This is a genomic window from Rhodococcus sp. JS3073 (assembly GCF_026810085.1).
GTDB lineage: Bacteria > Actinomycetota > Actinomycetes > Mycobacteriales > Mycobacteriaceae > Rhodococcus_F > Rhodococcus_F wratislaviensis.
Genome location: NZ_CP113951.1, coordinates 1,270,581 through 1,293,843, shown reverse-complemented (window position 1 = coordinate 1,293,843; position 23,263 = coordinate 1,270,581). Strand labels below are relative to the sequence as shown.

Sequence of the window (23,263 nt, the reverse complement as noted above, 5' to 3'; positions counted from 1 at the left end):
ATTTCATGGGACAGTTCGACGACAAGGTCGCGTTCATCACCGGGGCTGCCCGTGGGCAGGGGCGGACGCACGCGGTGCGGTTGGCGCGGGAAGGTGCGGCGATCATCGCCGTGGACATCTGCGGGCCGGTGTCGGAGTACAACAGTTACGAACCGGCGACGCCGGACGACCTGGCCGAGACGGTGCGGCTCGTGGAGTCCGAGGGCGGCAAGATTCTCGCCGAGCAGGCGGACGTGCGTGACAGTGCGCAACTGAAGGCTGTCGTGGACCGGGGAGTCGAACAGTTCGGCCGGCTCGACATCGTGATCGCGAACGCCGGGATCTGCAACTGGAACCGCTTCTGGGAGATGCCCGACGAGCAATGGGAGACGCTGATCGACGTGAACCTCACCGGCGCGTGGAAGACGCTGAAGGCTGCGATCCCGGCGCTGATCGAGGGAGGTCGCGGGGGTTCGATCATCGTGATCAGCTCCGTCGCGGGGATCAAGCCACTTCCGGGGCAGGCGAATTACGCCGCCTCCAAGTTCGGGCTCGTCGGCCTCACCCAGACCGCGGCAAAGGAGCTGGGCGAATACGACATCCGGGTCAATTCCGTTCACCCGTACGGGGTGAAGACTCCGATGGGCACCGATCCCGGCAGCCTCGTGATACTCGAGAAGCACCCGCACTATCTGTCGAGTTTCGGCACCATCCTCACCGACCACCCGCTGGCCGACACCGACGACATCACCGATGCGGTGCTGTGGCTGGCCGGTGACGGTTCGCGGAGGGTCACGGGCAGTCAGGTCGCCGTCGACATGGGTAACACCAAGGTGTGAGCGTTTCCGCGTACCGCCACCTGTTCACCCCATTGCGCCTGGGTCCGCTGACCCTGCGCAATCGGGTGGTCTTCTCCGCGCACCTCACGGGATACGCCGTCGACGGCCTGCCCACCGCGCAGCACGCCGCCTACTATGCGGCGCGCGCGAAGGGTGGTGCGGGCCTGATCATCTCCGAGGAGCATGCCACGCATCCGGGTGACTGGCCGTACGAGAAGGTGATCGCCGGCTACCGGCCGGAGGTCGTCCCGGGCTACCGGCGGATCACCGACGCGGTCCACGAGCACGGTGTCCCGATCCTGGCTCAGGTCAACCACAACGGCGGCCAGGGATCGAGCATGTACTCGCGGCGGCCGCTGTGGGCGCCGAGTGCCGTCCCCGATCCGCTGTTCCGTGAAGTCCCCAAGGCGGTCGATCAGCGGGAGATCCGGACCCTCGTCGACGGGTACGCGCGTGTGGCCGAGCACTGTGTCCGAGGCGGATTCGACGGGATCGAACTGCAGTGCTCCCACTCGTCGCTGGTGCGCAGTTTCCTCGCTCCCGCCACGAACCAGCGCACGGACCGTTACGGCGGATCGCTGGAGAACCGTGCCCGGTTCCTCCTCGAGGTCGTCGAGGAGGTGCGGGCCGTGATCGGCCCGGACCGTGTACTCGGGGTGAGGCTCGCGGGGGAGGACCTGTTCGACGGTGGAGTCCACCTCGACGAGGCCGTGGAGGTGGCCGCTCTGGTGGAGGCGGACGGCCGGGTCGACTACATCAACACGTCCATCGGGATGGCCACCGAGACGCTCCACATGATCGAGGCGTCCATGGCCGTCCCTCGCGGCTACGCGCTGTTCGTCCCGAACGCCATCCGGCGACGGGTAGGTCTTCCCGTGGTCGGTGTCGGCCGATTCTCGGACCCGCACCAGGCCGACCAGGCTCTGGACGAGGGGCACTGCGACCTGATCGGAGTGGTGCGCGGCCAGATCGCGGACCCGGACTTCGCGGCGAAGGCCCTGGCCGGCGAGGAAGCAACCATCCGAACGTGCCTGGCGTGCAATCAGGAATGCATCGGACGCATGGGGCTCGGCCGATGGCTCGGGTGCGTCGTCAACCCCCGCGCGGGCAGGGAATCGGTCCTGCTGCCCGCACCGACCGTCCGCGGCAGGCGGGTCTTCGTGGTCGGCGGGGGACCGGCCGGGTTGAAGGCCGCGGCGACCGCGGCGCAGCGGGGTCACGACGTGACGTTGTTCGAACGCGCGACTGTTCTCGGCGGCCAGGTGCGGACGGCCGCCGTCGTGCCGGGGCGCCGTGAGTTCCTCGACCTCGTCGTCGATCTGGAATCGGAATGCGCTCGGCGCGGTGTGGACGTGCGGACCGGCACCGACGCGACTGCCGAGACGGTGGTGCAGGGACGTCCCGACGTGGTGGTGCTCGCGACCGGGGCGCGTCCGCGCCGACCGCGCTGGGCGGGCGCGTCGGACCGGGTGGTGGACGTGCGCGACGTGCTGGAGGGTCGCACGCGTCCGGCCGGGACGGTGCTGGTGGTCGACGAACTGGGATTCCATCAGGGCACGTCCGTCGCGGAGTTCGTCGCCGACGCCGGATGTGCCGTCACGATCTGCACACCGGGGATGATCGTCGGCCAGGACCTCGGCATCACGCTGGACCTCGAGGGATGGAACCGGCGGGCGCACGGCAAGGGCATCACGCAGGTGACGGACGTGGTGCCGACCGGGTGCGAGGCCGTCGACGGCGGTCGGCTCGCGGTCACGCTCCTGCACCACCCGACCGGTGCGCCGCGGCAGCTCACCGTCGACTGGGTGGTGTCCTCGGCGCATCAGCAGCCGGAGGACGGGCTCTGGAAAGATCTGGCCGACAGCGGTATCGAGGTTCATCGCATCGGCGACGCCCTGGCTCCGCGCCGCGCGCATTCCGCCGTCATCGAGGGGGAGCGGGTCGCGCTCGCGCTCTAGTGCGAGCAGCAGCCGGTTCCGCGTCGCCTAGCATCGGAGGATGCCCCATTCCGGACACCTCGACGACGCGGTGTGGCCCGAACTCGTGTCCCGTGTGTCGACGGTCGTGGTCCCGGTCGGTTCCCTCGAGCAGCACGGACCGCACCTGCCACTCGACACCGACACCGCCATCGCGGACGCGGTATCCCGCGCGCTGCCGCACGTACTGGTGGCGCCCCCGATCGCCTACGGCGCCAGCGGCGAGCACGAGGGGTTTCCCGGGACCGTCTCGCTCGGGGCTGAGGCACTCGAGGCCGTGCTGGTCGAGTACGGCAGGTCCGCGTGCCGGTGGGCCGACCGCGTGCTTTTCGTCAACGGGCACGGCGGAAACGGGCCCGCACTGGTCAAGGCTGCCGCCTTGCTTCGGTACGAGGCTCGCGATGTGGCTTGGGTGCCGTGTGCGGTACCCGGGGCGGACGCCCATGCCGGGCGTACGGAAACGTCCTTGTTGCTACACCTTTCACCCGGTCGGGTGAGGTTGTCCAGGGCTGAAGCCGGTAATACGGAACCTATTGCGAGGTTGATGCCAAGACTGCGTGAAGGCGGTATGGTCGCCGTGTCGGCCAACGGCGTGCTCGGTGACCCGACGGGCGCTACGGCCGCGGAGGGGGCGCAGATCTTCGGCGTGCTCGTTCACACAGTCACCAAGGCACTGGCCCGGTGGGAACCGGGCCCCGATGGAAGGCTCCGGTGGGAACCGGGCGCCGATGGGAGGCTCCAATGACCCGCACGGGCGTCCTCGAGTTGCCGAGGGCGGATTTCCGGCATGCCGACGCGACTAATTTCCGGCATGCCCTGCCAGCGCTCTCCGATCCGCATACGATCGACTGATGCGCCAAGCTCGACTTCCCGATGGATTCGGGATCCGAATCGACCCCAAGGTACGCGCATATTCCGGAGGTCGAGTGCTGATCGGCGGTTCGCCGACTCGGATGCTGAAGCTGGCGCCCACCGCGGCGGCCATGATCGGAGACGGCTACCTCGAGGTCGTCGATCCGCAGTCCGCGGTCGTCGCACGCCGCCTCCTCGATTCGGGGGTCGCCAACCCGCGCCCCATGAGTACCCCGTCGCCCCGGGATGTCACCGTTGTCATTCCGGTGAAGAACAACGCGTCGGGGCTGCACCGGGTGCTGGCCTCGCTCCGCGGACTCGAGGTCGTCGTCGTCGACGACGGCTCCGACGTCCCGATCGTCGCCCCCGTGCTGCAGAACGGGTGCGGAGGCCACGTCACCGTGCTGCGTCACGAGACGGCCAAGGGGCCGGCCGCGGCACGGAACACCGGTCTGCGTTACGCCGCAACTCCGTTCGTGGCGTTCCTCGACTCCGACGTCCTGCCGCGCACCGGCTGGATCGAGGTCATGCTCGGCCACTTCAGCGATCCCGCGGTCGCACTCGTCGCCCCGAGGATCGTGGCGCTCGAACCCGAGGCGAGCACACTCGCGCGGTACGAGCACGCCCGCTCCTCTCTCGACCTCGGGCGCAAGGAGTCCGCGGTCCAGTCCGGCGGCCCGGTGTCGTACGTGCCGAGCGCCGCGATGATCGCCCGCCGCGAGGTGCTCGACGAGTTCGGCGGCTTCGACGAGTCCATGCACGTGGCGGAGGACGTCGACCTGTGCTGGCGACTCCAGGAGTCCGGCTGGCGACTGCGGTACGAGCCCGTGGCCCACGTCGCGCACGATCACCGTGTGACGTTCGGAAAGTGGTTCGACCGCAAGCTGTTCTACGGCACCGGTGCGGCGCCGCTGGCGGCGAGGCATTCGGGGATGGTTCCCCCGCTGTCGATGTCGCCGTGGACGTTCTTCGCGTGCCTCGCCGCCGCCACGTGCACCCGACTGGGCCTGCTCGGCGCCGTCGCCACACTCGCGATGATGCTGCTGCGCCTGCGCCGCATGTTCACGGGCCTCGACCAGCCGACCCGCATCGCCGCGATCCTCGCGGCCCAGGGCTTCGCCGGCGGTGCCTGGCAGCTGGCGTCCGCGATGTGTCGCCACTACTGGCCGATCACTCTGCTGGCGGTGCTGCTGTCGAAACGGATTCGCCGTATCGCGCTCGCGATCGCCGTCGCCGAGGGCGTCGCCGACTGGGTGACCCACCGGGAGCCCGGAGGGCTGGGGCCCGTGCGGCACACGGTGTTCAAGCGGATCGACGACGTCGCGTACGGCGCCGGGCTCTGGAAGGGCGCCATCACCGCCCGTGACCTCGACGCATTGAAGCCCCGGTTGAAGTCGTAGTGGCCGATCCGATTCGCGCCGCCGACGTCGTGGTCGTCGGCGGCGGTTCGAGTGGATGCGTGGTGGCCGCCCGGCTCAGCGAGAATCCTGAGCGATCGGTTCTCCTCCTCGAGTCCGGGCCCGGCTACCGAACGGTCTCCGACTGTCCCGTGCTCGACTACCGGACGCTGCCGGTCGGTCCGGGCAGCGTGTTCGCGGAGACGTACGGCGTGGAGTTGGCGCCGAGCGTTCCCTCGGCCATGGTGCGGGGACACGTCCTCGGTGGTTCGGGCGCCGTCAACGGCGCCTACTTCGTCCGTGGGACGGAAGCGGATTTCCGGCACTGGCCCGCCTCGTGGTCGTACGAGAACGTGCTGCCCGCCTTCCGGGCACTCGAGCGTGACGCCGACTTCGACGACTCCCGGCACGGCACGACCGGGCCGATGCCCGTTCGCAGGCAGCCCGCGGAACGGCTGAGCGAGATCAGCGCTGCCTTCCGCGCCGCGGCGCTCGGTGCAGGACATCCCGAGGAACCCGACAAGAACGGCGACGGCGCCGGCGGTGTCGGTCCGGTGCCTCTCAATGTCGACGGCAACCGCCGTGTCAGCACGGCAGTGGCGTACCTGCTGCCGGCGTGGGGGCGGCCCAATCTGACCGTCGAAGCGAATTCCGATGTCGTCCGAATCCTGTTCTCCGGTAACGAGACCGTCGGGGTGGAGGTGGAGTCGGACGGCGTGCGGCGCACGGTCCGCACCGGTCGGGTCGTGCTGGCGGCGGGTCCCGTCGAAACCCCGGTGCTGCTGATGCTTTCGGGAATCGGTCCGGCGGAACACCTGATGGACAACGGCATTCCCGTCGTCCTCGACGCGCCCGGTGTCGGCAGCGAGTTCAGTGACCACCCCGAAGTGGCTCTGCCGTACCGTATCCGGGACTCGCTCCGCCGCGACGACACGAGTCCGGTCGTCGAAACGGTGCTGAATGTCGGCGACCTCGAGATCCGTCCGTACACGGCGCCGTTCGACGTGCTCGTCCCCGGATCCGGGCAGCCCGACCCGATCCTCGGGATCGGGCTCATGGTGACGGACAGCCGGGGCGACATCCGGCTCACGTCGGGGCACCGCCGGGACCGTCCCCGAATCGAATACCGCTACGCGCAATCCGCCGCCGACCGCCGGGCGCTGCGCGAGGGGCAGGCCATCGGATCGGAACTGCTCCGTTCACCGGAACTCGGACCGCTGCTCGAACCGCTGACCCGGGAGGTGTCCGACCGTGCGGTGCTCGCCCACCTGGGGACGTCGCTGCACATGTGCGGCAGTTGCCGGATGGGCGGACGCGACGACGTGGGCGCGGTGGTGGACGAGTGGTGCAACGTCCGCGGAATGGAAGGGCTGACCATCGCCGACACCTCGGTGTTCCCGGTGGTCCCGAGCCGTGGGCCGCACGCCACGGCGGTCATGGTCGCCGAGCGCGTCAGTACCTTCCTGCGGGAGTGACCGAGGGGGCGACACAGGCCCGTGTGATGCGGGTTACAGTAGGCAGAGACGCCGTGGAGGAGTTCGATGCAAAGTCAACCGCCCACAGGGGGCAATCCGTGGGTCGCCGTGCGCCCGGGAGACGACGTCGCGATGCTGGCACGCAGGGTGTCGTCGGCGCATCAGTTGTTCGTCGAGCGTCGTGCACCCGCCGGCCGTGCCCCGGACGGTGAGGGGAATTCCGTCCGTTCCGTCATCCTCGACTCGTGGGTGCGCAGCACCAGCAAGGGAGTGAACCCGGACGGGTCGGCCCGCGCCGTCGATCTGGCGGCTGCCGATCTCGCCGCCTACCGGGCGTCGCACCCGATGTCGATCATCCGCCCGGTGGTCCGCAAACTCCTCGTCGAGGACGCCGCCGACACCGGACTGCTCGTTGCCATCACGGACGAGAAGGGCCAGCTGCTGTGGGTCGAGGGCGATTCGTCCGCCAAGGACCGCGCACTGGAGATGAACTTCGTCGAGGGCGCCGACTGGAGTGAGGACACCGTCGGCACCAACGCCCCGGGTACCGCCCTGGCGCTCGACCATTGCGTGCAGATCTTCGGTGCCGAGCATTTCAGCCGCTCGGTGCACGACTGGAGTTGTTCTGCGGCGCCCGTCCACGACCCCGCTACCGGACTGATCGTCGGGGCCATCGACATCACCGGCGGTCCGCGGGTGGCGGTGCCCGAGGTGCTCTCGTTGATCCGGGCGACCGTCGCGGCAGCCGAGGCGGAGTTGCGACTGCACCAGCTGCGTTCACCGCACCCGCTCGTCGAGACGGTACTGCGGTTGGAGGTGCTGGGATCGGGACGGCCGACTCTGATCCGTGGGGGCGAACGCATCCCGCTGTCGCAGCGGCACGCGGAGATCCTCCTGCTCCTCGCGGAGCACCCTGAAGGCCTGAGTTCCGACCGTCTCGCGGTGCTGCTCGACGAGAACGAACTCGACGCCGTCACGATTCGTGCCGAGATGTCGCGCCTGCGTAAGGTTTTCGGTCCCGTCAATCTCGGTTCGCGGCCGTATCGGCTGCTCGCCGAACTGACGTCGGACGTCCGGCAGGTCCGCGGAGCCCTGGACCGTGGTGAGCTCGCCGCCGCCCTCGACGTCTACTCGGGTCCGGTCCTTCCCGGGTCCGAGGCGCCCGGGGTCGAGGATCTTCGCGACGAGTTGCGGGCACGCGTCCAGGCGGCGCTGCTGCGGGAAGGTGATCAACGGTTGCTCGCCAAGTGGACCACATCCGTCCACGGCCGCGAGGACGTCGCCGCATGGGAGGCGTATCTGGCGGGCCTCGACCCGCGTTCGCCCCTGTATTCCCAGGTCAAGTCCAGGATCGATCTGTTCGATCAGCAGTACGCAACGTAGTTGCAACGGTACGGTCCCTAGTGTTGTGAGTCACACCCAGAAGTTCCACCGAGTTTCACGACACCAGGGAGTTATCGATGACCGTGTATGCCCGCCCGGGTTCGCCGGACGCCGTCATGTCCTTCCAATCGCGTTACGACAACTGGATCGGCGGCCAGTGGGTTGCGCCCGTCAAGGGCCAGTACTTCGAGAATCCGACACCCGTCACCGGGCAGCCGTTCTGCGAGGTCGCGCGTTCGACGTCCGAGGACATCGAACTTGCGCTCGACGCCGCACACGCTGCGGCTCCGGCCTGGGGTAAGACGTCGGTGGCCGAGCGCGCCATCATCCTGAACAAGATCGCGGACCGCATCGAGGAGAACCTCGAGTCCATCGCGCTCGCCGAGTCCTGGGACAACGGCAAGCCGATTCGCGAAACCCTGAACGCCGACATTCCGTTGGCCATCGACCACTTCCGCTACTTCGCCGGTGCGATCCGGGCGCAGGAAGGCGCACTGTCGGAGATCGACTCCGACACCGTCGCCTACCACTTCCACGAGCCGCTCGGTGTCGTCGGCCAGATCATTCCCTGGAACTTCCCGATCCTCATGGCCGTGTGGAAGCTCGCTCCCGCACTCGCCGCGGGCAACGCGGTCGTTCTCAAGCCCGCCGAGCAGACCCCGGCGTCGATCCTGCACCTCATCTCGATCATCGGCGACCTGCTGCCCGCCGGTGTGATCAACATTGTCAACGGCTTCGGCGTGGAAGCAGGCAAGCCGCTCGCCTCGAGCCCGCGGATCCGCAAGATCGCGTTCACCGGTGAGACCACCACGGGTCGGCTCATCATGCAGTACGCGTCGCAGAACCTGATCCCGGTCACCCTCGAACTCGGTGGCAAGAGCCCCAACATCTTCTTCTCCGACGTGCTCTCCTCGAACGATGACTACCAGGACAAGGCGCTCGAGGGCTTCACGATGTTCGCCCTCAATCAGGGTGAGGTGTGCACCTGCCCGTCGCGTTCTCTGATCCAGGAGGACATCTTCGACGAGTTCCTCGCGATGGCAGCCATCCGCACCAAGGCCGTCCGCCAGGGCGACCCGCTCGACACCGACACGATGATCGGCGCGCAGGCCTCGAACGATCAGCTCGAGAAGATCCTGTCGTACATCGAGATCGGTAAGGGCGAAGGCGCCAAGGTCGTCACCGGCGGTGAGCGGGCCGAACTCGGCGGCGACCTGTCCGGCGGCTACTACGTGCAGCCGACGATCTTCACCGGTCAGAACAAGATGCGGATCTTCCAGGAGGAGATCTTCGGTCCCGTCGTTTCCGTCACGTCGTTCAAGGACTACGACCAGGCCGTCGAGATCGCCAACGACACGCTGTACGGCCTCGGCGCCGGCGTGTGGTCGCGGGACGGTGGCGTCGCCTACCGGGCCGGACGTGACATCCAGGCCGGCCGCGTGTGGACCAACACGTACCACCAGTACCCCGCGCACGCCGCATTCGGTGGCTACAAGCAGTCCGGCATCGGCCGCGAGAACCACCTGATGATGCTCGAGCACTACCAGCAGACGAAGAACCTGCTGGTCAGCTACGCCCAGAAGGCTCAGGGCTTCTTCTGATGGACGCAGCCCGGGCGCCTCAGCGCCTGAAGGCAACCGCCGGGGCGGTGGAGCTTCTCCGCCGCCTCGGCGGTACCCACGGGGCGCTGATGATGCATCAGTCCGGCGGGTGCTGCGACGGCTCCGCGCCGATGTGTTATCCCGACGGTGAATTCATCGTCGGCGACCGCGACGTGCTGCTCGGCGTCCTCGACCTGCGTCTCGGTGTCGGGGAGACCTCGTCCACCCGGCCCGAGGGTGCCGATGCGGTACCCGTGTGGATCTCCGGTTCGCAGTTCGAGGCGTGGAAGCACACTCAGCTGGTGCTCGACGTGGTGCCCGGTCGCGGATCGGGATTCAGCCTGGAAAGTCCCGAAGGCATGCGCTTTCTCAGTCGTGCGCGTGCCTTCACCCCGGAGGAGAACACCAGCCTCGCCGCGGAGGAGGTCATCGTGGGCCAGCGGTGGGAGCAGGGCTGGAGGCCCGCGCCGTCCCCCGAACCGCAAGTGGTCGCCGAAGCCGTCGACGCATGTCCCGTGCCCGCCCGCCGCCCGGTCCCATAGCACCCGAAGCGCGGTACGCCTCGGTTTTTACGTCGTGGTCACGTTCTGCTGACACGACGAGTACACAACTCGTTCACCATTGGCCTCGGCCGTCCGATCCCGCTCCTCGAGCGGGGCGGGGCGGGGCACCATTCGGATCGACGTAGGGGACGGAATGTCACTCGTAGAACCATCCAAGAATTCCGGAACCGGTCAACATCACGATGCTGCCGATTTCCACTCGGAAGACAGCAGCTATCTGGAAAAACGCACGCTCCGTAAGGGTTCGGCGGGCTGGGTGCTGCTCGCCGGCCTCGGTGTCAGTTACGTGATCTCCGGCGACTACGCCGGATGGAACAACGGGCTGGCCGAGGGCGGATTCGGCGGTCTGCTGATCGCCGGTGTCGTCATCGCGGGCATGTACCTGGCCATGGTGCTGGGCATGGCCGAGATGTCGTCCGCACTGCCCGCCGCCGGCGGTGGCTACACGTTCGCCCGGCGTGCACTCGGACCGTGGGGCGGATTCGCCACCGGCACGGCCATTCTCATCGAATACGCGATTGCGCCTGCCGCCATCGCGACCTTCATCGGCAGCTACGTCGAGTCGCTGAACCTGTTCGGGATCACCGACGGGTGGTGGGTGTACCTGGCGGTCTACGCCATCTTCATCGGAATCCATCTGACCGGGGCCGGCGAGGCACTCAAGGCCATGTTCGTCATCACGGCGATCGCACTGGTCGGTCTCGTGATCTTCGCGGTGTCCGCGGTCGGTCTGTTCGACGCGGGCAACCTCACCGACATCGCCGCGACCGACGCGGTGGGGGCCTCGAGTTTCCTGCCCTTCGGTGCATTCGGCATCTGGGCGGCCGTCCCGTTCGCCATCTGGTTCTTCCTCGCAGTCGAAGGCGTGCCGCTGGCCGCGGAGGAAGCCCGCGAGCCGGAGAAGAACGTGCCGCGCGGAATCATCATCAGCATGCTCATCCTCATCGTCACGGGGGCGGCGGTCCTGTTCCTCGCCACCGGAGCGCTCGGTGCCGAGAGCCTGTCGACGTCCGGCAATCCGCTGGTCGAGGCGCTCGGTGACGGGACCGCGGCGAAGGTCGTCAACTACATCGGACTGGCCGGCCTCGTCGCCAGCTTCTTCTCGATCATGTACGCCTACTCGCGGCAGACGTTCGCGCTGTCCCGCGCCGGTTACCTTCCCAAGAACCTGTCGATCACGAACTCGCGGAAGGCGCCCACGCTCGCCCTCATCGTGCCGGGCGTCATCGGGTTCGTGCTGTCGCTCACCGGTGAAGGCGCGATGCTGCTGAACATGGCGGTGTTCGGCGCGGCCGTCAGCTACGTGCTGATGATGGTCAGCCACATCGTCCTCCGCAGGCGCGAGCCGGAGATGAAGCGGCCGTACCGGACACCGGGCGGAATCGTCACCACGTCGTTCGCGCTCGTCATCGCGGCCGCCGCGGTGATCGCCACCTTCCTCGTCGATCCGGTCGCCGCGCTGTGGACGTTGATCGCGTTCGCGGCCTTCATTGCCTACTTCGGCCTGTACAGCCGGCATCACCTCGTTGCCAATTCGCCCGACGAGGAGTTTGCTGTTCTTGCGAAGGCAGAGGAAGATCTCGATTAACGGCTCCCCGCGAGAGGCGGAGGATTTCACGCTCAGACCGCATGCACATCCGACCCGAAAGGGGAAGACGCATGGCTGACGTCGTCAACACGAGTGTGGCCCCGTTCTGCCACAGCCAAGATCACCCTGGCAGCGTTCCTGTCTCGGCAGTCGATGAATCCGCACTCCCGACACTGGAAGGTTCGTTCCGCGAGCCCGAGTCGCTGCTTGGCTCTCGCGAAACAACTCGAACACGTCATCGTCGTGTACGCGGGCGCGACCAAAACCACCTTCCGGCCGGCCCGCGCGGCACACTCGATCAGTTCCTGCTTCGATACGCCGATCGCTGCATCGGTGGCCTTTCGGGCCATCGTGGATTTGGCGAGGAACTTAGGCGTGAAGTCCTCGACCGCGATCAGATGGTGATGGTCGACAACACTTTTCGCCCAGGCCCTCGCATCATGCCGGGCCTGCCGAGCAGCCTTCTTCTGCAAGGTCGCTGCGGCCTTGCGGGCCCGCTGGTATCCCTTCGACTGCGGCCCACGCTTGCCGCTGTGTCGTCGGGCCATCTTCCGCTGCGCCTTGCCCAGCTCGGCGGCGCAGCGCTTACGATGTCCCAGATACGGCAGGTCGAACTCCGGACTCGTGGTCGTGGCCGTGACGGATACGCCCCAGTCGATGCCGATCCCACTGCCCTCATCGGCAGCGGGGGTAGCGACGGCTTCGCGTCGCACCACGAACGACGCGTACCAGTGCCCGAGCGAATCTCGATGCACTCGCACACTGGTCGGCTCGGCTGGGAGCTCGCGCGACCACACCACTGGAATCACGATGCCCTTCGCCAGACACAGTCGACCGCCACGGCAGGAAAATCCTCTGGAGCTGTATTCGAGCGACGGAAGCGTGTCCCGGCGCGGCTTGAACTTCGGGCGCCCGCGGCCCTTCACTGCAAACGAGTGCTCCAGAGATTGCGCATACGTGCGCAAGATCTGCTGCTGAGGAACCTGCGCACCCTCCCGCAGCCATGCATTATGGCTGCGGGCATCGGTCAGAAGTTTTCCGAGCTTGGCGAACGTCGGCTTGCGACCGGTCTTCTGCTGGCGCACAGCCTCGTTCCACAGATACCGGCAGCGATGCCACTCCGATTCCAGCGCGCGCACGGCCATCGCGCCTGGCCGAAGCCGAAAGCTGTACCGCACGATTTCCTCCACAGCATTACCGTAGTCAGGAGCACCGACATGAACAGACGTCACACTCGCCGCATCTGCCTGAGGAGCTGCATCCAGATTCGAAAAGGTGGGGCACACACCCGTGAGTCCCAATGACCACCTACAGTCACGGCGTCGCGGGAACCGGGTACACGTTCGACGGTCTCGTCGACCTCATGGCCAAGGCGACACCGCTCCGCAGCGGAGACGAGCTGGCCGGGTGCGCGGCGTCCTCCGACGCCGAACGCGCCGCCGCGCAGTGGGCGCTGGCCGACGTCCCGCTCGGCACGTTTCTGAACGAACTCGTCGTTCCCTACGAGGACGACGAGGTCACAAGGCTCATCATCGACTCGCACGACCGGGTCGCGTTCGGTGAGATCTCCCACCTGACGGTCGGCGGCCTGCGTGACTGGCTGCTCGACGTCGCTGCGCGGGACGGCGCGGCCGAGACATTCCGCCGCGTCGCCCCCGGGCTGACACCGGAGATGGTCGCGGCGGTCAGCAAGATCATGCGCAACCAGGACCTCATCGCGGTCGCGCGGGCCGTCACCGTGACCGCGGCGTTCCGGACGACGCTCGGCGTACCGGGACACCTGGGAACCCGGCTGCAGCCCAACCATCCCACCGACGATCCGCGCGGCATCGCGGCCGCCACGCTCGACGGCCTGCTGCTCGGCTGCGGTGACGCCGTCATCGGAATCAACCCGGCCACCGATTCGCCGCACGCCACCGCGGAACTGCTCCACCTGCTCGACGACATCCGTCAGCGCTTCGACATTCCGGCGCAGTCGTGCGTGCTGTCGCACGTGACCACCACGATGGGCCTGATCGAGGAAGGCGTTCCCGTCGACCTCGTGTTCCAGTCCATCGCCGGAACGCAGGGAGCCAATTCCAGCTTCGGGGTTGATATTTCGCTGCTCCGTGAGGCCAACGCGGCCGGCCGGTCCCTGAAACGCGGCACCGTCGGCGACAACGTCATGTACCTCGAAACCGGTCAGGGATCGGCGCTCAGTGCCGGCGCCCACCTCGGCACGGGTGGCAGGCCCGTCGACCAGCAGACCCTCGAGACCAGGGCGTACGCGGTGGCCCGCGATCTCGAACCGCTGCTGATCAACACGGTGGTCGGGTTCATCGGACCGGAGTACCTGTACGACGGCAAGCAGATCATCAGGGCCGGGCTCGAGGATCACTTCTGCGGAAAGCTCCTGGGCCTGCCGATGGGTGTCGACGTCTGCTACACCAATCACGCCGAGGCCGACCAGGACGACATGGACACGCTGCTCACCCTGCTCGGGGTGGCAGGCGCGGCCTTCGTCATCGCGGTACCCGGCGCGGACGACGTCATGCTCGGGTACCAGAGTCTGTCGTTCCACGACGCGCTGTACGCGCGTCAGGTCCTCGGACTCAGGCCGGCGCCGGAATTCGAGGACTGGATGCGCCGCCTCGGGATGGTCGACGACGCGGGACGGGTCCTGCCGGTCGACGCCGCGGCGTCGCCGCTGCGGGCGCTGACGGTGGCACGATGAGCGATCCTGTCGTTCAAGACTTCTGGGCGGAACTGCGGGCCACGACGCAGGCGCGTATCGGTCTCGGCCGCACCGGTGACGCCCTGCCCACGCAGCGCGTCCTCGAGTTCCGCTCGGCACACGCCGCCGCACGTGACGCCGTCCACCAGCCGCTCGACGCGGAGGCGCTGGCCGCGCAGGTCGAGGCCGTGGGCCTGGGCAGGCCCGTGGTCGTCACGAGTCAGGCATCGGACCGCAGCGAGTACCTGCGCCGGCCCGACCTGGGCCGCACACCGGCAGACCTGTCCGCGGTTCCCGCGGGAACCGCGGAGGTGGGGTTCGTCCTCGCCGACGGATTGTCGCCACGGGCGCTCACCGATCACGGGGTGCCCCTGCTGTCCGCGCTGGTCGACGAGTTCGCCGGGACGTACTCGCTGGCGCCGCCGGTGATCGCGACCCAGGCCAGGGTGGCGCTCGGCGATCACATCGCGCAGGCACTGGGCGTGCAGACGCTCGTCCTGCTGATCGGGGAGCGGCCGGGATTGTCGGTGGCCGACAGTGTCGGCGTCTATCTCACGCACCTCCCGCGTCCCGGACGCACCGACGCCGACCGGAACTGCGTGTCCAACATCCACCCACCCGAGGGCCTCGGCTACGAACTCGCAGCCCGCGTCGTGGCGGGTCTCGTGTCCGGCGCGAGGAAACTGGGCCGTTCCGGAGTGGAGTTGAAGGACACGTCCCGTGCGGATGCGCTCGCAGCCCCCTCGGAGATCCTCGAACTGTAGTCGTGTTATCTAAAGGGCGGCAGGTCCGACCGGGCCTGCGGAGAACCGCCCTGGACGGGGTGTGACGAGGAGAGATCTATGGCCTTCGCTGGCAATGTGGACGAGTTGGCCCTGCTGCAGGCGGTCCGGTTGAAAGAGCAGGTCAGCGCGGCTGTTCTGGCCGAGCATCTCGGTGTGAGCGCCGCGTCCGCGCAGGCCGCCTACGACGCACTGCTGACCCAGGGCAAGGCGCAGGAAGTCTCGGACGGCCGGGTCGGGCTCACCGAGGCCGGACTGTCGGAGCTCGAGGACCAGCTCGACGCCGAGCGGGTGTCCATCGACGAGGACTCCATCGCGGAGGTGTACGAGAGCTTCGTGCCGTTCCACGAGGAGTTCGTCGGATTGATCGATTCTGCCGACGCCGTTCAGCTGGCCGACCTGGACCGCCGTGCGTCGGTCGTGTTCGACGACTTGTCTGCGTTCGTGCCCCGGTTGTCCCGCTACCAGGACCTGTTCGCCGACGCCCTCGCGAAAGTGGCTGCGGGGGAGACGAAGTGGATCTCGGAACCTGTGATCGACTCGTACGCCACCGTGTGGACCGAGCTCCGCAAGGAGCTGCTCGGCGCGTCCGGCACCGCCGAGTGACGTGACACCCGTCACCACCCCCCTATCCGGGGGTGGTGACGCAGTGAGCCGGATCACTACTTTTCCTCTCATCCGGGATACGCCCACCAGGGTGTTCCCCACGGACCACGGAGGAATCGAGTGACCACAGTCTCCAACTCGGGTGCGGGCGCCCCCCACGCCCCCACACCGGTGCGCCAGGGCGGTACCAGCGTCCGCAAGGTGGCCATCGCCAGCGGCATCGGCACGACCATCGAGTTCTACGACTTCTTCATCTACGGCACTGCCGCAGCCCTGGTGTTCCCCACGGTGTTCTTTCCCGCCCTCGGCTCCACCGCCGGCACCGTCGCCTCCTTCGCGACCTTCGCCGTCGCGTTCGTCGCCAGGCCCGTGGGTGCCATGCTGTTCGGCCACTACGGTGACCGGATCGGACGTAAGAAGACTCTGATCTCCACGCTCATCCTGATGGGTGTCTCGACGTTCCTGATCGGCCTGCTGCCCGGTGCCGCGACGATCGGGGTCGCGGCACCGATCCTGCTGGTGCTGCTGCGTTTCGGTCAGGGATTCGCCGTCGGTGGCGAATGGGCAGGCGCCACGCTGCTGACGGCGGAGTACGCACCCCCGGGCAAGCGCGGCCTCTACGCGATGTTCCCGCAACTCGGCCCCGCAGTGGCTTTCATCCTCTCCAGCGCCACGTTCCTCGTCACCGGCACCCTCCTCGGCGACACCAACGAGGTCTTCCTCGAATACGGGTGGCGGATTCCCTTCCTGTTCAGTGCCGTCCTGGTCGGAATCGGCCTCTACATGCGCCTGGCGATCGAGGAGACGCCGGTGTTCCGCGCGGCCCAGCAGGCCGACCGCGCCGACGCCGCCCCGCGGACCCTCCCGCTGATGGACGCCTGGCGGTACCAGACCAAGGAGATCCTCCTCTCGGCCGGCGCGCTCGCCACCCTGTTCGCGTTCTTCTACATGGGCACAGCGTTTCTCACCAGCTACGGCACCAAGACCCTCGGGTTCAGCCGCCCGTTCGTGCTGACGGTCGGGATCGCCTCGGCCGTGGTCTTCGGATTCACGATCGTCGTCTCCGCGCTGTACTCGGACCGGATCGGGCGTCGACGGGTCATCATGATCTCCTGCGGACTGGCCGTCGTGTGGGCGCTCGCGCTCTTCCCGCTGCTCGACACCGGTTCACCCGTCGCGTTCACGATCGGCGTGATGGTCACACTCGCGATCTTCGGAATCGCTTACGGGCCCTGCGGCGCTCTGCTTCCGGAAATGTTCCAGACGCGCTACCGCTACACCGGCGCCGGTCTCGGCTACAACCTCGCCGGCGTGCTCGGCGGCGCCGTGCCGCCGTTGATCGCCGCACCCCTGGCGTCCGCGTACGGCAGCGTCGCGATCGGCGTGATGCTTGCCGTCCTCGGCGTGTTCAGCCTGCTGTGCACGAAGGCCCTGGTGGAAACGAAAGACGACGCACTCTGACAGGGCCGGCGAGGGGTGTCCGGACTTCGCACAGATACCGGCGCCCCTCGCCGTGCAGTATGCCCTGGATCACATCAACCAAGAGTAAGTTCGACCGCGGAAGGGCCTTCGGGTCCGCCCGTCCCGTAGGTGCCCGAACGGGCTCCTGGAGAGGAAGAGTGATGACAACCCCGCTTCCCAGCTACACCAACGGCGTGTGGGACGCCCCGATGCTCGGTGACACCATCGGAGACAACTTCGACCGGACCGTGGCTGCCCACGCCGATCGTGACGCCCTGGTCGACCGGCCCTCGGGGCGGCGGTGGACGTATGCCGAGCTGAGGCGGGACGTCGACGCCGTGGCGGCGGGGTTGCTGAAGCGGGGTATCGGGAAGGGCGACCGGGTGGGGATCTGGGCGCCGAACTGCCCGGAGTGGACGCTGATCCAGTTCGCGACGGCCAAGATCGGCGCCGTGCTCGTCAACATCAACCCCGCCTATCGGGCGCACGAGTTGAAGTACGTGCTCGATCAGGCCGGTATCCGTCTGCTGGTGTCGGCGCCCGAGTTCAAGTCGTCCGACTATGCGGCCATGATCGAGGAGGTCCGGCCGCAGTGCCCGGACCTCGAGATGGTGGTGCTCCTCGGCAGTGCCGAGTGGAGTCGGCTGGCGTCGGACGGCATGGCCGCACACGCCGCCGACCCGGCTCGGCTGCCGGCCGCGCAGGCGGCCCTGTCCTCGGACGACCCGATCAATATCCAATACACTTCGGGGACAACCGGATTCCCCAAGGGTGCGACGCTCAGTCACCACAACATCCTGAACAACGGGTACTTCGTCGGCGAGTTGTGCCACTACACGGAGAACGACCGCGTCTGCATCCCGGTGCCGTTCTACCACTGCTTCGGGATGGTGATGGGCAACCTGGCGTGCACGAGTCACGGCGCGACGATGGTCATTCCGGGGCCGTCCTTCGACCCGAAAGCGACGCTGCAGGCCGTCGAGGCGGAGAAGTGCACGTCGCTGTACGGGGTGCCGACGATGTTCATCGCCGAACTCGCCGAACCGGACTTCGCCTCGTTCGACCTGTCGAGCCTGCGGACCGGGATCATGGCCGGATCGCCCTGCCCGGTGGAGGTGATGAAGCAGGTCATCGAACAGATGGGGATGGCCGAGGTCTCCATCTGTTACGGCATGACCGAGACGTCGCCGGTGTCGTTGCAGACCCGGTCGGACGACACGATCGATCAGCGCGTGTCGACGGTCGGCCGCGTCGGTCCGCATCTCGAAATCAAGATCGTCGATCCGGCAACGGGGTTGACCGTTCCGCGGGGCACGCCGGGCGAACTGTGCACCCGGGGGTACTCGGTGATGCTCGGGTACTGGAACAACCCGGAGAAGACCGCGGAAGCGATCGATGCCGGCCGGTGGATGCACACCGGCGATATCGGGGTGATGGATTCCGACGGCTACGTCGCGATCACCGGTCGGATCAAGGACATGGTCATCCGCGGGGGCGAGAACGTCTATCCCCGCGAGATCGAGGAGTTCCTGTACACGCATCCGGACATCCTCGACGCCCAGGTCATCGGGGTGCCGGACGCGAAGTACGGGGAGGAACTGATGGTGTGGGTGCGGATGAAGGACGGTGCCGAACCCCTGGACGCGGCGAAGGTGCGCGAATTCTGCACCGGCAAGCTCGCCCACTACAAGATCCCGAAGTACGTGCATGTCGTCGACGAGTTCCCGATGACGGTGACGGGCAAGGTGCGCAAGGTCGAGATGCGCGAGCAGTCCCTCGACCTGATCGGGCGCACCTGACCCGCCTCGTCACCTGGTCCGCAGCAACGTCGCCACGGCGACCTGCCCGCGCCGCTCGGCATGCTGCAGGGCCGTCCGGCCGTCCGCGTCCTCGATGGACCGATCGGCGCCCGCGTCGAGCAGCAGGCGGACGACGTCCTGATACCGGTCGGATCCGTCGCCGTAGACCACGGCCTCGAGCAGGGCAGTCCAGCCCGGCTCGTTGACGTGGTCTACCGGTACACCCGCCCCGATCAGCATCCGCACGGTGTCGACGTGGCCGTGCTCGGCTGCCGGGATCAGCGCGGTTCCGCCGAACCGGTTGGTGCTGGCGACGTCGGCGCCCCGGTCGAGGGTGAGCGCGAGAATCTCGTTCAATCCCTCCGCGCCTGCGTACAGGAACGCCGAGTCCTCGCGGGCGTTCTTCGCGTTGACATCTGCTCCGGCGTCGATCAGTGCCCGCGCGGCGGCGACGTCGTCACGGGCGACGGCGTCGAACAGCGCGCGTTCCAGTTCGGGCGTCGACACGGGGGCGGCTCTTCAACCCAGCGACCCGGCGATCGCGTCGAGACCGGCGGCCGCGCAGGCCTGATCCCGCATTCCGTCGGGGGCGCCACCCACGCCGATACCCGCGATCGACCCGCCGGCCGACTTCACGCTCACCCCTCCGGCGAGGAACAACGTGCCGGGAAGGTCGGCGACCGTCGCGCCGTCACCCTTGGCCCGTTCGCTCAGATCGCTGGTGTTCGCGCCGAACGCGGCAGCGGTGTACGCCTTCTGGCGGGCCGCCTCCACGGTGTGCTGAGCGGCATTGTCCCCGCGCAACATGGCCTGCACGTTGCCGGCGCGATCGACCACCGACACGGTGACGAAGCCGAGCCCGTCGGCCTGGCACTTCGCGAGCGCCGCCTGCGCGGCGGCCTGCGCAGTGCCGATACCGAGACGGTTCTGGCCGACCACGCCGTCAGCACCGTCGATCGGGGCGGGCGCGGCGGCGGTCGCGACCGGAGTGGACGTCGGACTCGCCTCGTCGGTCGCGGACGTGCCGCACGCCGAGGTGGCGACGATCGCGGCGAGCGGGACGGCGATCGCCAGAATGCGGGGCAGGCGGTGGAAGGTGCGCATCGGAAGGCCTTTCGGGAAGCGACGAGCTGACCTGACCAGCCTGGCCCGGCGGTGCCGGTGACCGCATCGGGCCGACGGCGCTCCCGAACTCATCCGTCCGGCCCCGGCAGATCATCCGAACGGTGGATCCGCGACCCACGGCGGATCCGTAGGATCACTCGACGTGACGACACCCGTGGACGCAGCGGACAGGTCGGGCGGCGCGGGTCTGCGCGGCCCGCTCGCTACCGCCATACATGTGTCGTTCTACGTCCTCCTCGCGACGTCGACGGCCCGGTACCTGACGTACCACGGAGTGAGCGGGCAGTTCGTCGTGGTGGTCGCGTTGATTGCCGCGCTCGCCGCGCTGTACACGTTCACCGCCGTGGTCGCACGGCGGGAAGGCGCGTGGGAACCGTGGGTGTGGCCGGTCCTGACGACGTGGGCGGTGCTCGTCTGGCTCGCGCCGAGTTTCGCCTGGTGCGCGTTTCCCATGTTCTTCCTGTGCACGAGGGCGTACCCGAGCCGGATCGCGTACCCGGTCGTCGGGGTTCTCGCCGTCCTCACGTCGCTGGCGTTCTTCACCTTCTCCGGGCGCAGCGAGTGGGCCGTGCTGGTGGGACCGCTGTGCACCGGAGCGCTGATCGTCATGGCGTACAGCCAGATCGAGCGGGACGGCCGGGAGCGGGTGCGGCTGCTCCGCCAGGTGGCGGAGACCCGGTCCCGGCTCGCGGAGACCGAGCGGGAGGCGGGGGTGCTCGCCGAACGCGAACGACTGGCCCGCGAGATCCACGACACCGTGACGCAGGGACTGACCAGCAGCCTGCTTCGGCTCGAGGCGGCCGAGCAGATCTGGGCGCAGGCAGATCCGCGGACGGAGGCACGGGCACGCGAAGATGTCCGGGTGGCGACCGGGACGTTGCGCGAGAGCCTGGCGGAAACACGCAGTCTCGTGCACCATCTCGCGGCGCCCAACCTGGAATCCCAGCCGATCGATGCGGCACTGCTCGCCGCCGCGCGTACCCACCACCCGCGGGCAGAGCTCCGGGTCGTGGGTACTCCGATCGCGATTCCGGCGGAGGTGACGCACGCGCTGCTGCGGATCACTCAGAGCGCGGTGTCCAACATCGCCCGGCACGCCCACGCCGAGACCGTGGGTGTCACGTTGACGTACCTACCGGACGCCGTCGCCCTCGACATCTTCGACGACGGCACCGGTTTCGACCCTGCGCCCGCCGGATCTCCCTCGGCGCGCGGCGGATACGGCCTGCGCGCGATGCGCAGTCGCGTCGAACAACTGGGCGGCACGTTCACCGTCGAGAGCGCACCGGGCGAGGGCACCGTGGTGGCCGCCCAGATACCGTGCGCGAGAGGAACCGCGGCATGACGACCGTGACCGTGCTGCTGGTCGACGACCACGTGGTCGTTCGCGCCGGACTGCGAGCGCTTCTCGACTCGCAGCCGGACATCGAGGTAATCGCCGAGGCGGGCACGGGGGAGGACGCCGTCGCCGCCGTGAGCACATTCCGGCCGCAACTCGTGACGATGGATCTCGCCCTCGGAGCAGGCATCGACGGGGTGGAGGCCATTCGCCGCATCCGGCAGGTCGATCGGGACCTTCCGGTGCTGGTGTTCACGACGTACGACACGGACGCCGACGTGGTGCGCGCCATCGATGCCGGTGCCATCGGATACCTCCTGAAGGATTCGACACCCCCGGAGATCTTCGCCGCCGTGCGCGGCGCGGCCGCCGGCCAGAGTGTGCTGTCGCCGCCCGTCGCGTCGCGACTACTGCAGCAGATGCAGCGCCCCGAGGAGGCCCTCACGCCGCGGGAGGCCGAACTGCTGACCCTGCTGGCCAAGGGCATGACCAACAAACAGCTCGGCAAAGCCCTGTTCATCAGCGAGGCGACCGTGAAGACCCATCTCGCCCACATCTACGCGAAGCTCGGTGTCGACACCCGGGCCGCAGCGGTGTCCGTGGCCCTGCGGCGGCAGGGCATTCGCTGAACCGAGGGGGTGCACAGCGGTACGCCGCGTGAACCTTTTGGCAACGATTTGCCGAAGCCCTGTCGAACGGGTGTCCAGGTGGTTATGTTCGAAATGAGCGGTGACCTTCCGCTCGCACCATGAATTGCGTGTTGAGAGGACAAGGGCCATGGTCGGCAACATCATCGGCACCATCATCTTCGGTGCGGTCATCGGCGTTCTGGCGCGTCTCGTGATTCCGGGAAAGCAGGCGATGGGGTGGGTCATCACCGTCGTCCTCGGCATCATCGGTGCGCTGCTCGGGTACTGGGTGTGGGAGGGGCTGCTCGACAAGGGGGACACCGGCGGGATCGACTGGATCCGGTGGATCATCAGCATCGCCGTAGCGGCCGTGCTGACCCTCGGATACACCTCGATGACGAGCAAGAACAGGGTGTAGACGCCGCATCGCACCGCCACGAGAAAGGTCCCGTCCGGTCGTCCGGGCGGGGCCCTTTTGCGGCTTCGCCGCTCACGGGCGCAGGCAGAGAAGCGTCATGTCGCGCAGCACTTTCCGGGTGCGCGAGGGGGTGGTGGGATCGGCGCTGTGCGGGGTCGAGTTGATGAGCCCGAACGTGGCGTGCGCCTTGGTGCGGGCATCCGTCTCGTCCAGTGACGTGTCCACCTGCAGCAATATCTTCACCCAGATCTCGACGTAGCGCCGCTGCGTCTGCCGGACCTCCCGGCGGGCCTCGGCGGGCAGGCTCTCCAGATCCCGGTCCTGGATGCGAATGAGGTCGGGTTCGCCGAGCGCGAAGTCCAGATGGAAGTCGATCAGACCCTCCAGGGCCGCGTCCGGTGTGGGGGCCTCCGCGACGACGAGTGACCCGCCCTCCAGCAGTCGCGTGCTGATCCCGACGAGCAGTTCGACGAGGACGGCGTCCTTGTTGGGGAAGTGCCGGTACACGGCGGGGCCGCTGATTCCTGCTGCGGAACCGAGGTCCTCGAGGCGGACGCCGAGGAAGCCCCGTTCGGCGATGAGGCGGGCGGCGGCGTCGAGCAGCTGGCGGCGACGATCCGCCTTCATCTGCTCCCGGCGCGTGATCGGCGCTTCGGTGCCGTCGACGTCTGTGGTCATCGCCTTGCTCTTTCTCGGATGTGGTCTGGACAACTCAGTTAATCACAGTTATCTTAGTTT

21 protein-coding genes are annotated in these 23,263 nt (G+C 67.9%); 17 read left to right on the top strand and 4 right to left on the bottom strand.

Translation table 11 applies throughout. From position 1 onward, the window contains the following. Window positions 1-5: 5 nt before the first annotated feature. From OYT95_RS06170 to eat, 9 genes are all read left to right on the top strand, one after another. Window positions 6-818, top strand: coding sequence for a mycofactocin-coupled SDR family oxidoreductase (locus OYT95_RS06170; protein WP_037244558.1), 813 nt, complete (start codon window positions 6-8; stop codon window positions 816-818). Next, window positions 815-2,776 (top strand): mycofactocin system FadH/OYE family oxidoreductase 2, encoded by a 1,962-nt coding sequence (locus tag OYT95_RS06165; RefSeq protein WP_268790991.1) that lies wholly within the window; start codon window positions 815-817, stop codon window positions 2,774-2,776. The genes OYT95_RS06170 and OYT95_RS06165 overlap by 4 nt, the downstream gene beginning before the upstream one ends. Before the next feature lie 40 nt (window positions 2,777-2,816). Next, window positions 2,817-3,539 carry a mycofactocin biosynthesis peptidyl-dipeptidase MftE gene (gene mftE, locus OYT95_RS06160; RefSeq protein WP_268790990.1) on the top strand — a complete coding sequence of 241 codons (723 nt, stop codon included), beginning with the start codon at window positions 2,817-2,819 and terminating at the stop codon, window positions 3,537-3,539. 106 nt (window positions 3,540-3,645) lie between these two features. Continuing rightward, a complete protein-coding gene (gene mftF / locus OYT95_RS06155; protein WP_105412694.1) occupies window positions 3,646-5,046 on the top strand; it encodes a mycofactocin biosynthesis glycosyltransferase MftF in 1,401 nt (466 codons plus the stop codon). After that, on the top strand, window positions 5,046-6,518 hold the full coding sequence (gene mftG / locus OYT95_RS06150; RefSeq protein WP_268790989.1) for a mycofactocin dehydrogenase MftG: 1,473 nt from the start codon (window positions 5,046-5,048) through the stop codon (window positions 6,516-6,518). Before mftF ends, mftG begins: the two co-directional genes overlap by 1 nt. A 66-nt stretch (window positions 6,519-6,584) precedes the next feature. Continuing rightward, complete coding sequence (locus OYT95_RS06145; RefSeq protein WP_112302188.1) at window positions 6,585-7,901, top strand: helix-turn-helix domain-containing protein; 1,317 nt, start codon at window positions 6,585-6,587, stop codon at window positions 7,899-7,901. Window positions 7,902-7,978: 77 nt separating this feature from the next. Further along, window positions 7,979-9,502, top strand: a complete 1,524-nt coding sequence (gene adh / locus OYT95_RS06140) for an aldehyde dehydrogenase (protein ID WP_268790988.1) — start codon at window positions 7,979-7,981, stop codon at window positions 9,500-9,502. Further along, complete coding sequence (locus tag OYT95_RS06135) at window positions 9,502-10,044, top strand: DUF779 domain-containing protein (RefSeq protein WP_268790987.1); 543 nt, start codon at window positions 9,502-9,504, stop codon at window positions 10,042-10,044. Before adh ends, OYT95_RS06135 begins: the two co-directional genes overlap by 1 nt. Window positions 10,045-10,198: 154 nt before the next feature. Further along, on the top strand, window positions 10,199-11,653 hold the full coding sequence (gene eat / locus OYT95_RS06130; RefSeq protein WP_268790986.1) for an ethanolamine permease: 1,455 nt from the start codon (window positions 10,199-10,201) through the stop codon (window positions 11,651-11,653). Between the two features lie 32 nt (window positions 11,654-11,685). Here the strand turns inward: eat and OYT95_RS06125 are convergent, their stop codons facing one another. Continuing rightward, window positions 11,686-12,798 (bottom strand): RNA-guided endonuclease InsQ/TnpB family protein, encoded by a 1,113-nt coding sequence (locus tag OYT95_RS06125; RefSeq protein ID WP_268792206.1) that lies wholly within the window; start codon window positions 12,796-12,798, stop codon window positions 11,686-11,688. 155 nt (window positions 12,799-12,953) lie between these two features. Here OYT95_RS06125 and OYT95_RS06120 point away from each other — a divergent pair, with 155 nt between their 5' ends. The 5 genes from OYT95_RS06120 to OYT95_RS06100 all read left to right on the top strand — a co-directional run bounded on the left by OYT95_RS06120 (window position 12,954) and on the right by OYT95_RS06100 (window position 19,014). After that, entirely contained in the window at window positions 12,954-14,366 is a 1,413-nt protein-coding gene (locus OYT95_RS06120) for an ethanolamine ammonia-lyase subunit EutB (RefSeq protein WP_037244580.1), read from the top strand. Then, complete coding sequence (eutC, locus tag OYT95_RS06115; RefSeq protein WP_037244583.1) at window positions 14,363-15,130, top strand: ethanolamine ammonia-lyase subunit EutC; 768 nt, start codon at window positions 14,363-14,365, stop codon at window positions 15,128-15,130. Before OYT95_RS06120 ends, eutC begins: the two co-directional genes overlap by 4 nt. A 78-nt stretch (window positions 15,131-15,208) precedes the next feature. Then, window positions 15,209-15,754, top strand: a complete 546-nt coding sequence (locus OYT95_RS06110) for a hypothetical protein (RefSeq protein ID WP_037244586.1) — start codon at window positions 15,209-15,211, stop codon at window positions 15,752-15,754. Window positions 15,755-15,874: 120 nt separating this feature from the next. Then, a complete protein-coding gene (locus OYT95_RS06105) occupies window positions 15,875-17,215 on the top strand; it encodes an MFS transporter (protein WP_370180607.1) in 1,341 nt (446 codons plus the stop codon). A gap of 161 nt (window positions 17,216-17,376) precedes the next feature. After that, window positions 17,377-19,014, top strand: coding sequence for an AMP-binding protein (locus OYT95_RS06100; RefSeq protein ID WP_037244592.1), 1,638 nt, complete (start codon window positions 17,377-17,379; stop codon window positions 19,012-19,014). A gap of 9 nt (window positions 19,015-19,023) precedes the next feature. Here OYT95_RS06100 and OYT95_RS06095 read toward each other — a convergent pair whose 3' ends face one another. Further along, window positions 19,024-19,521, bottom strand: coding sequence for an ankyrin repeat domain-containing protein (locus OYT95_RS06095; protein ID WP_128639131.1), 498 nt, complete (start codon window positions 19,519-19,521; stop codon window positions 19,024-19,026). Between the two features lie 12 nt (window positions 19,522-19,533). Then, window positions 19,534-20,118, bottom strand: a complete 585-nt coding sequence (locus OYT95_RS06090; protein WP_037244599.1) for a GlcG/HbpS family heme-binding protein — start codon at window positions 20,116-20,118, stop codon at window positions 19,534-19,536. 163 nt (window positions 20,119-20,281) lie between these two features. On the opposite strand from OYT95_RS06090, the gene OYT95_RS06085 reads away from it, so the two are divergent. The 3 genes from OYT95_RS06085 (at window position 20,282) to OYT95_RS06075 (ending at window position 22,525) form a co-directional block, all read left to right on the top strand. Then, a complete protein-coding gene (locus OYT95_RS06085; protein ID WP_268790985.1) occupies window positions 20,282-21,484 on the top strand; it encodes a sensor histidine kinase in 1,203 nt (400 codons plus the stop codon). After that, window positions 21,481-22,107 (top strand): response regulator, encoded by a 627-nt coding sequence (locus tag OYT95_RS06080; RefSeq protein WP_268790984.1) that lies wholly within the window; start codon window positions 21,481-21,483, stop codon window positions 22,105-22,107. The genes OYT95_RS06085 and OYT95_RS06080 overlap by 4 nt, the downstream gene beginning before the upstream one ends. Before the next feature lie 148 nt (window positions 22,108-22,255). After that, complete coding sequence (locus OYT95_RS06075) at window positions 22,256-22,525, top strand: GlsB/YeaQ/YmgE family stress response membrane protein (RefSeq protein WP_268790983.1); 270 nt, start codon at window positions 22,256-22,258, stop codon at window positions 22,523-22,525. Between the two features lie 72 nt (window positions 22,526-22,597). Here OYT95_RS06075 and OYT95_RS06070 read toward each other — a convergent pair whose 3' ends face one another. Continuing rightward, window positions 22,598-23,203 carry an SACE_7040 family transcriptional regulator gene (locus OYT95_RS06070; protein WP_128639127.1) on the bottom strand — a complete coding sequence of 202 codons (606 nt, stop codon included), beginning with the start codon at window positions 23,201-23,203 and terminating at the stop codon, window positions 22,598-22,600. Between the last annotated feature and the right edge of the window lie 60 nt (window positions 23,204-23,263).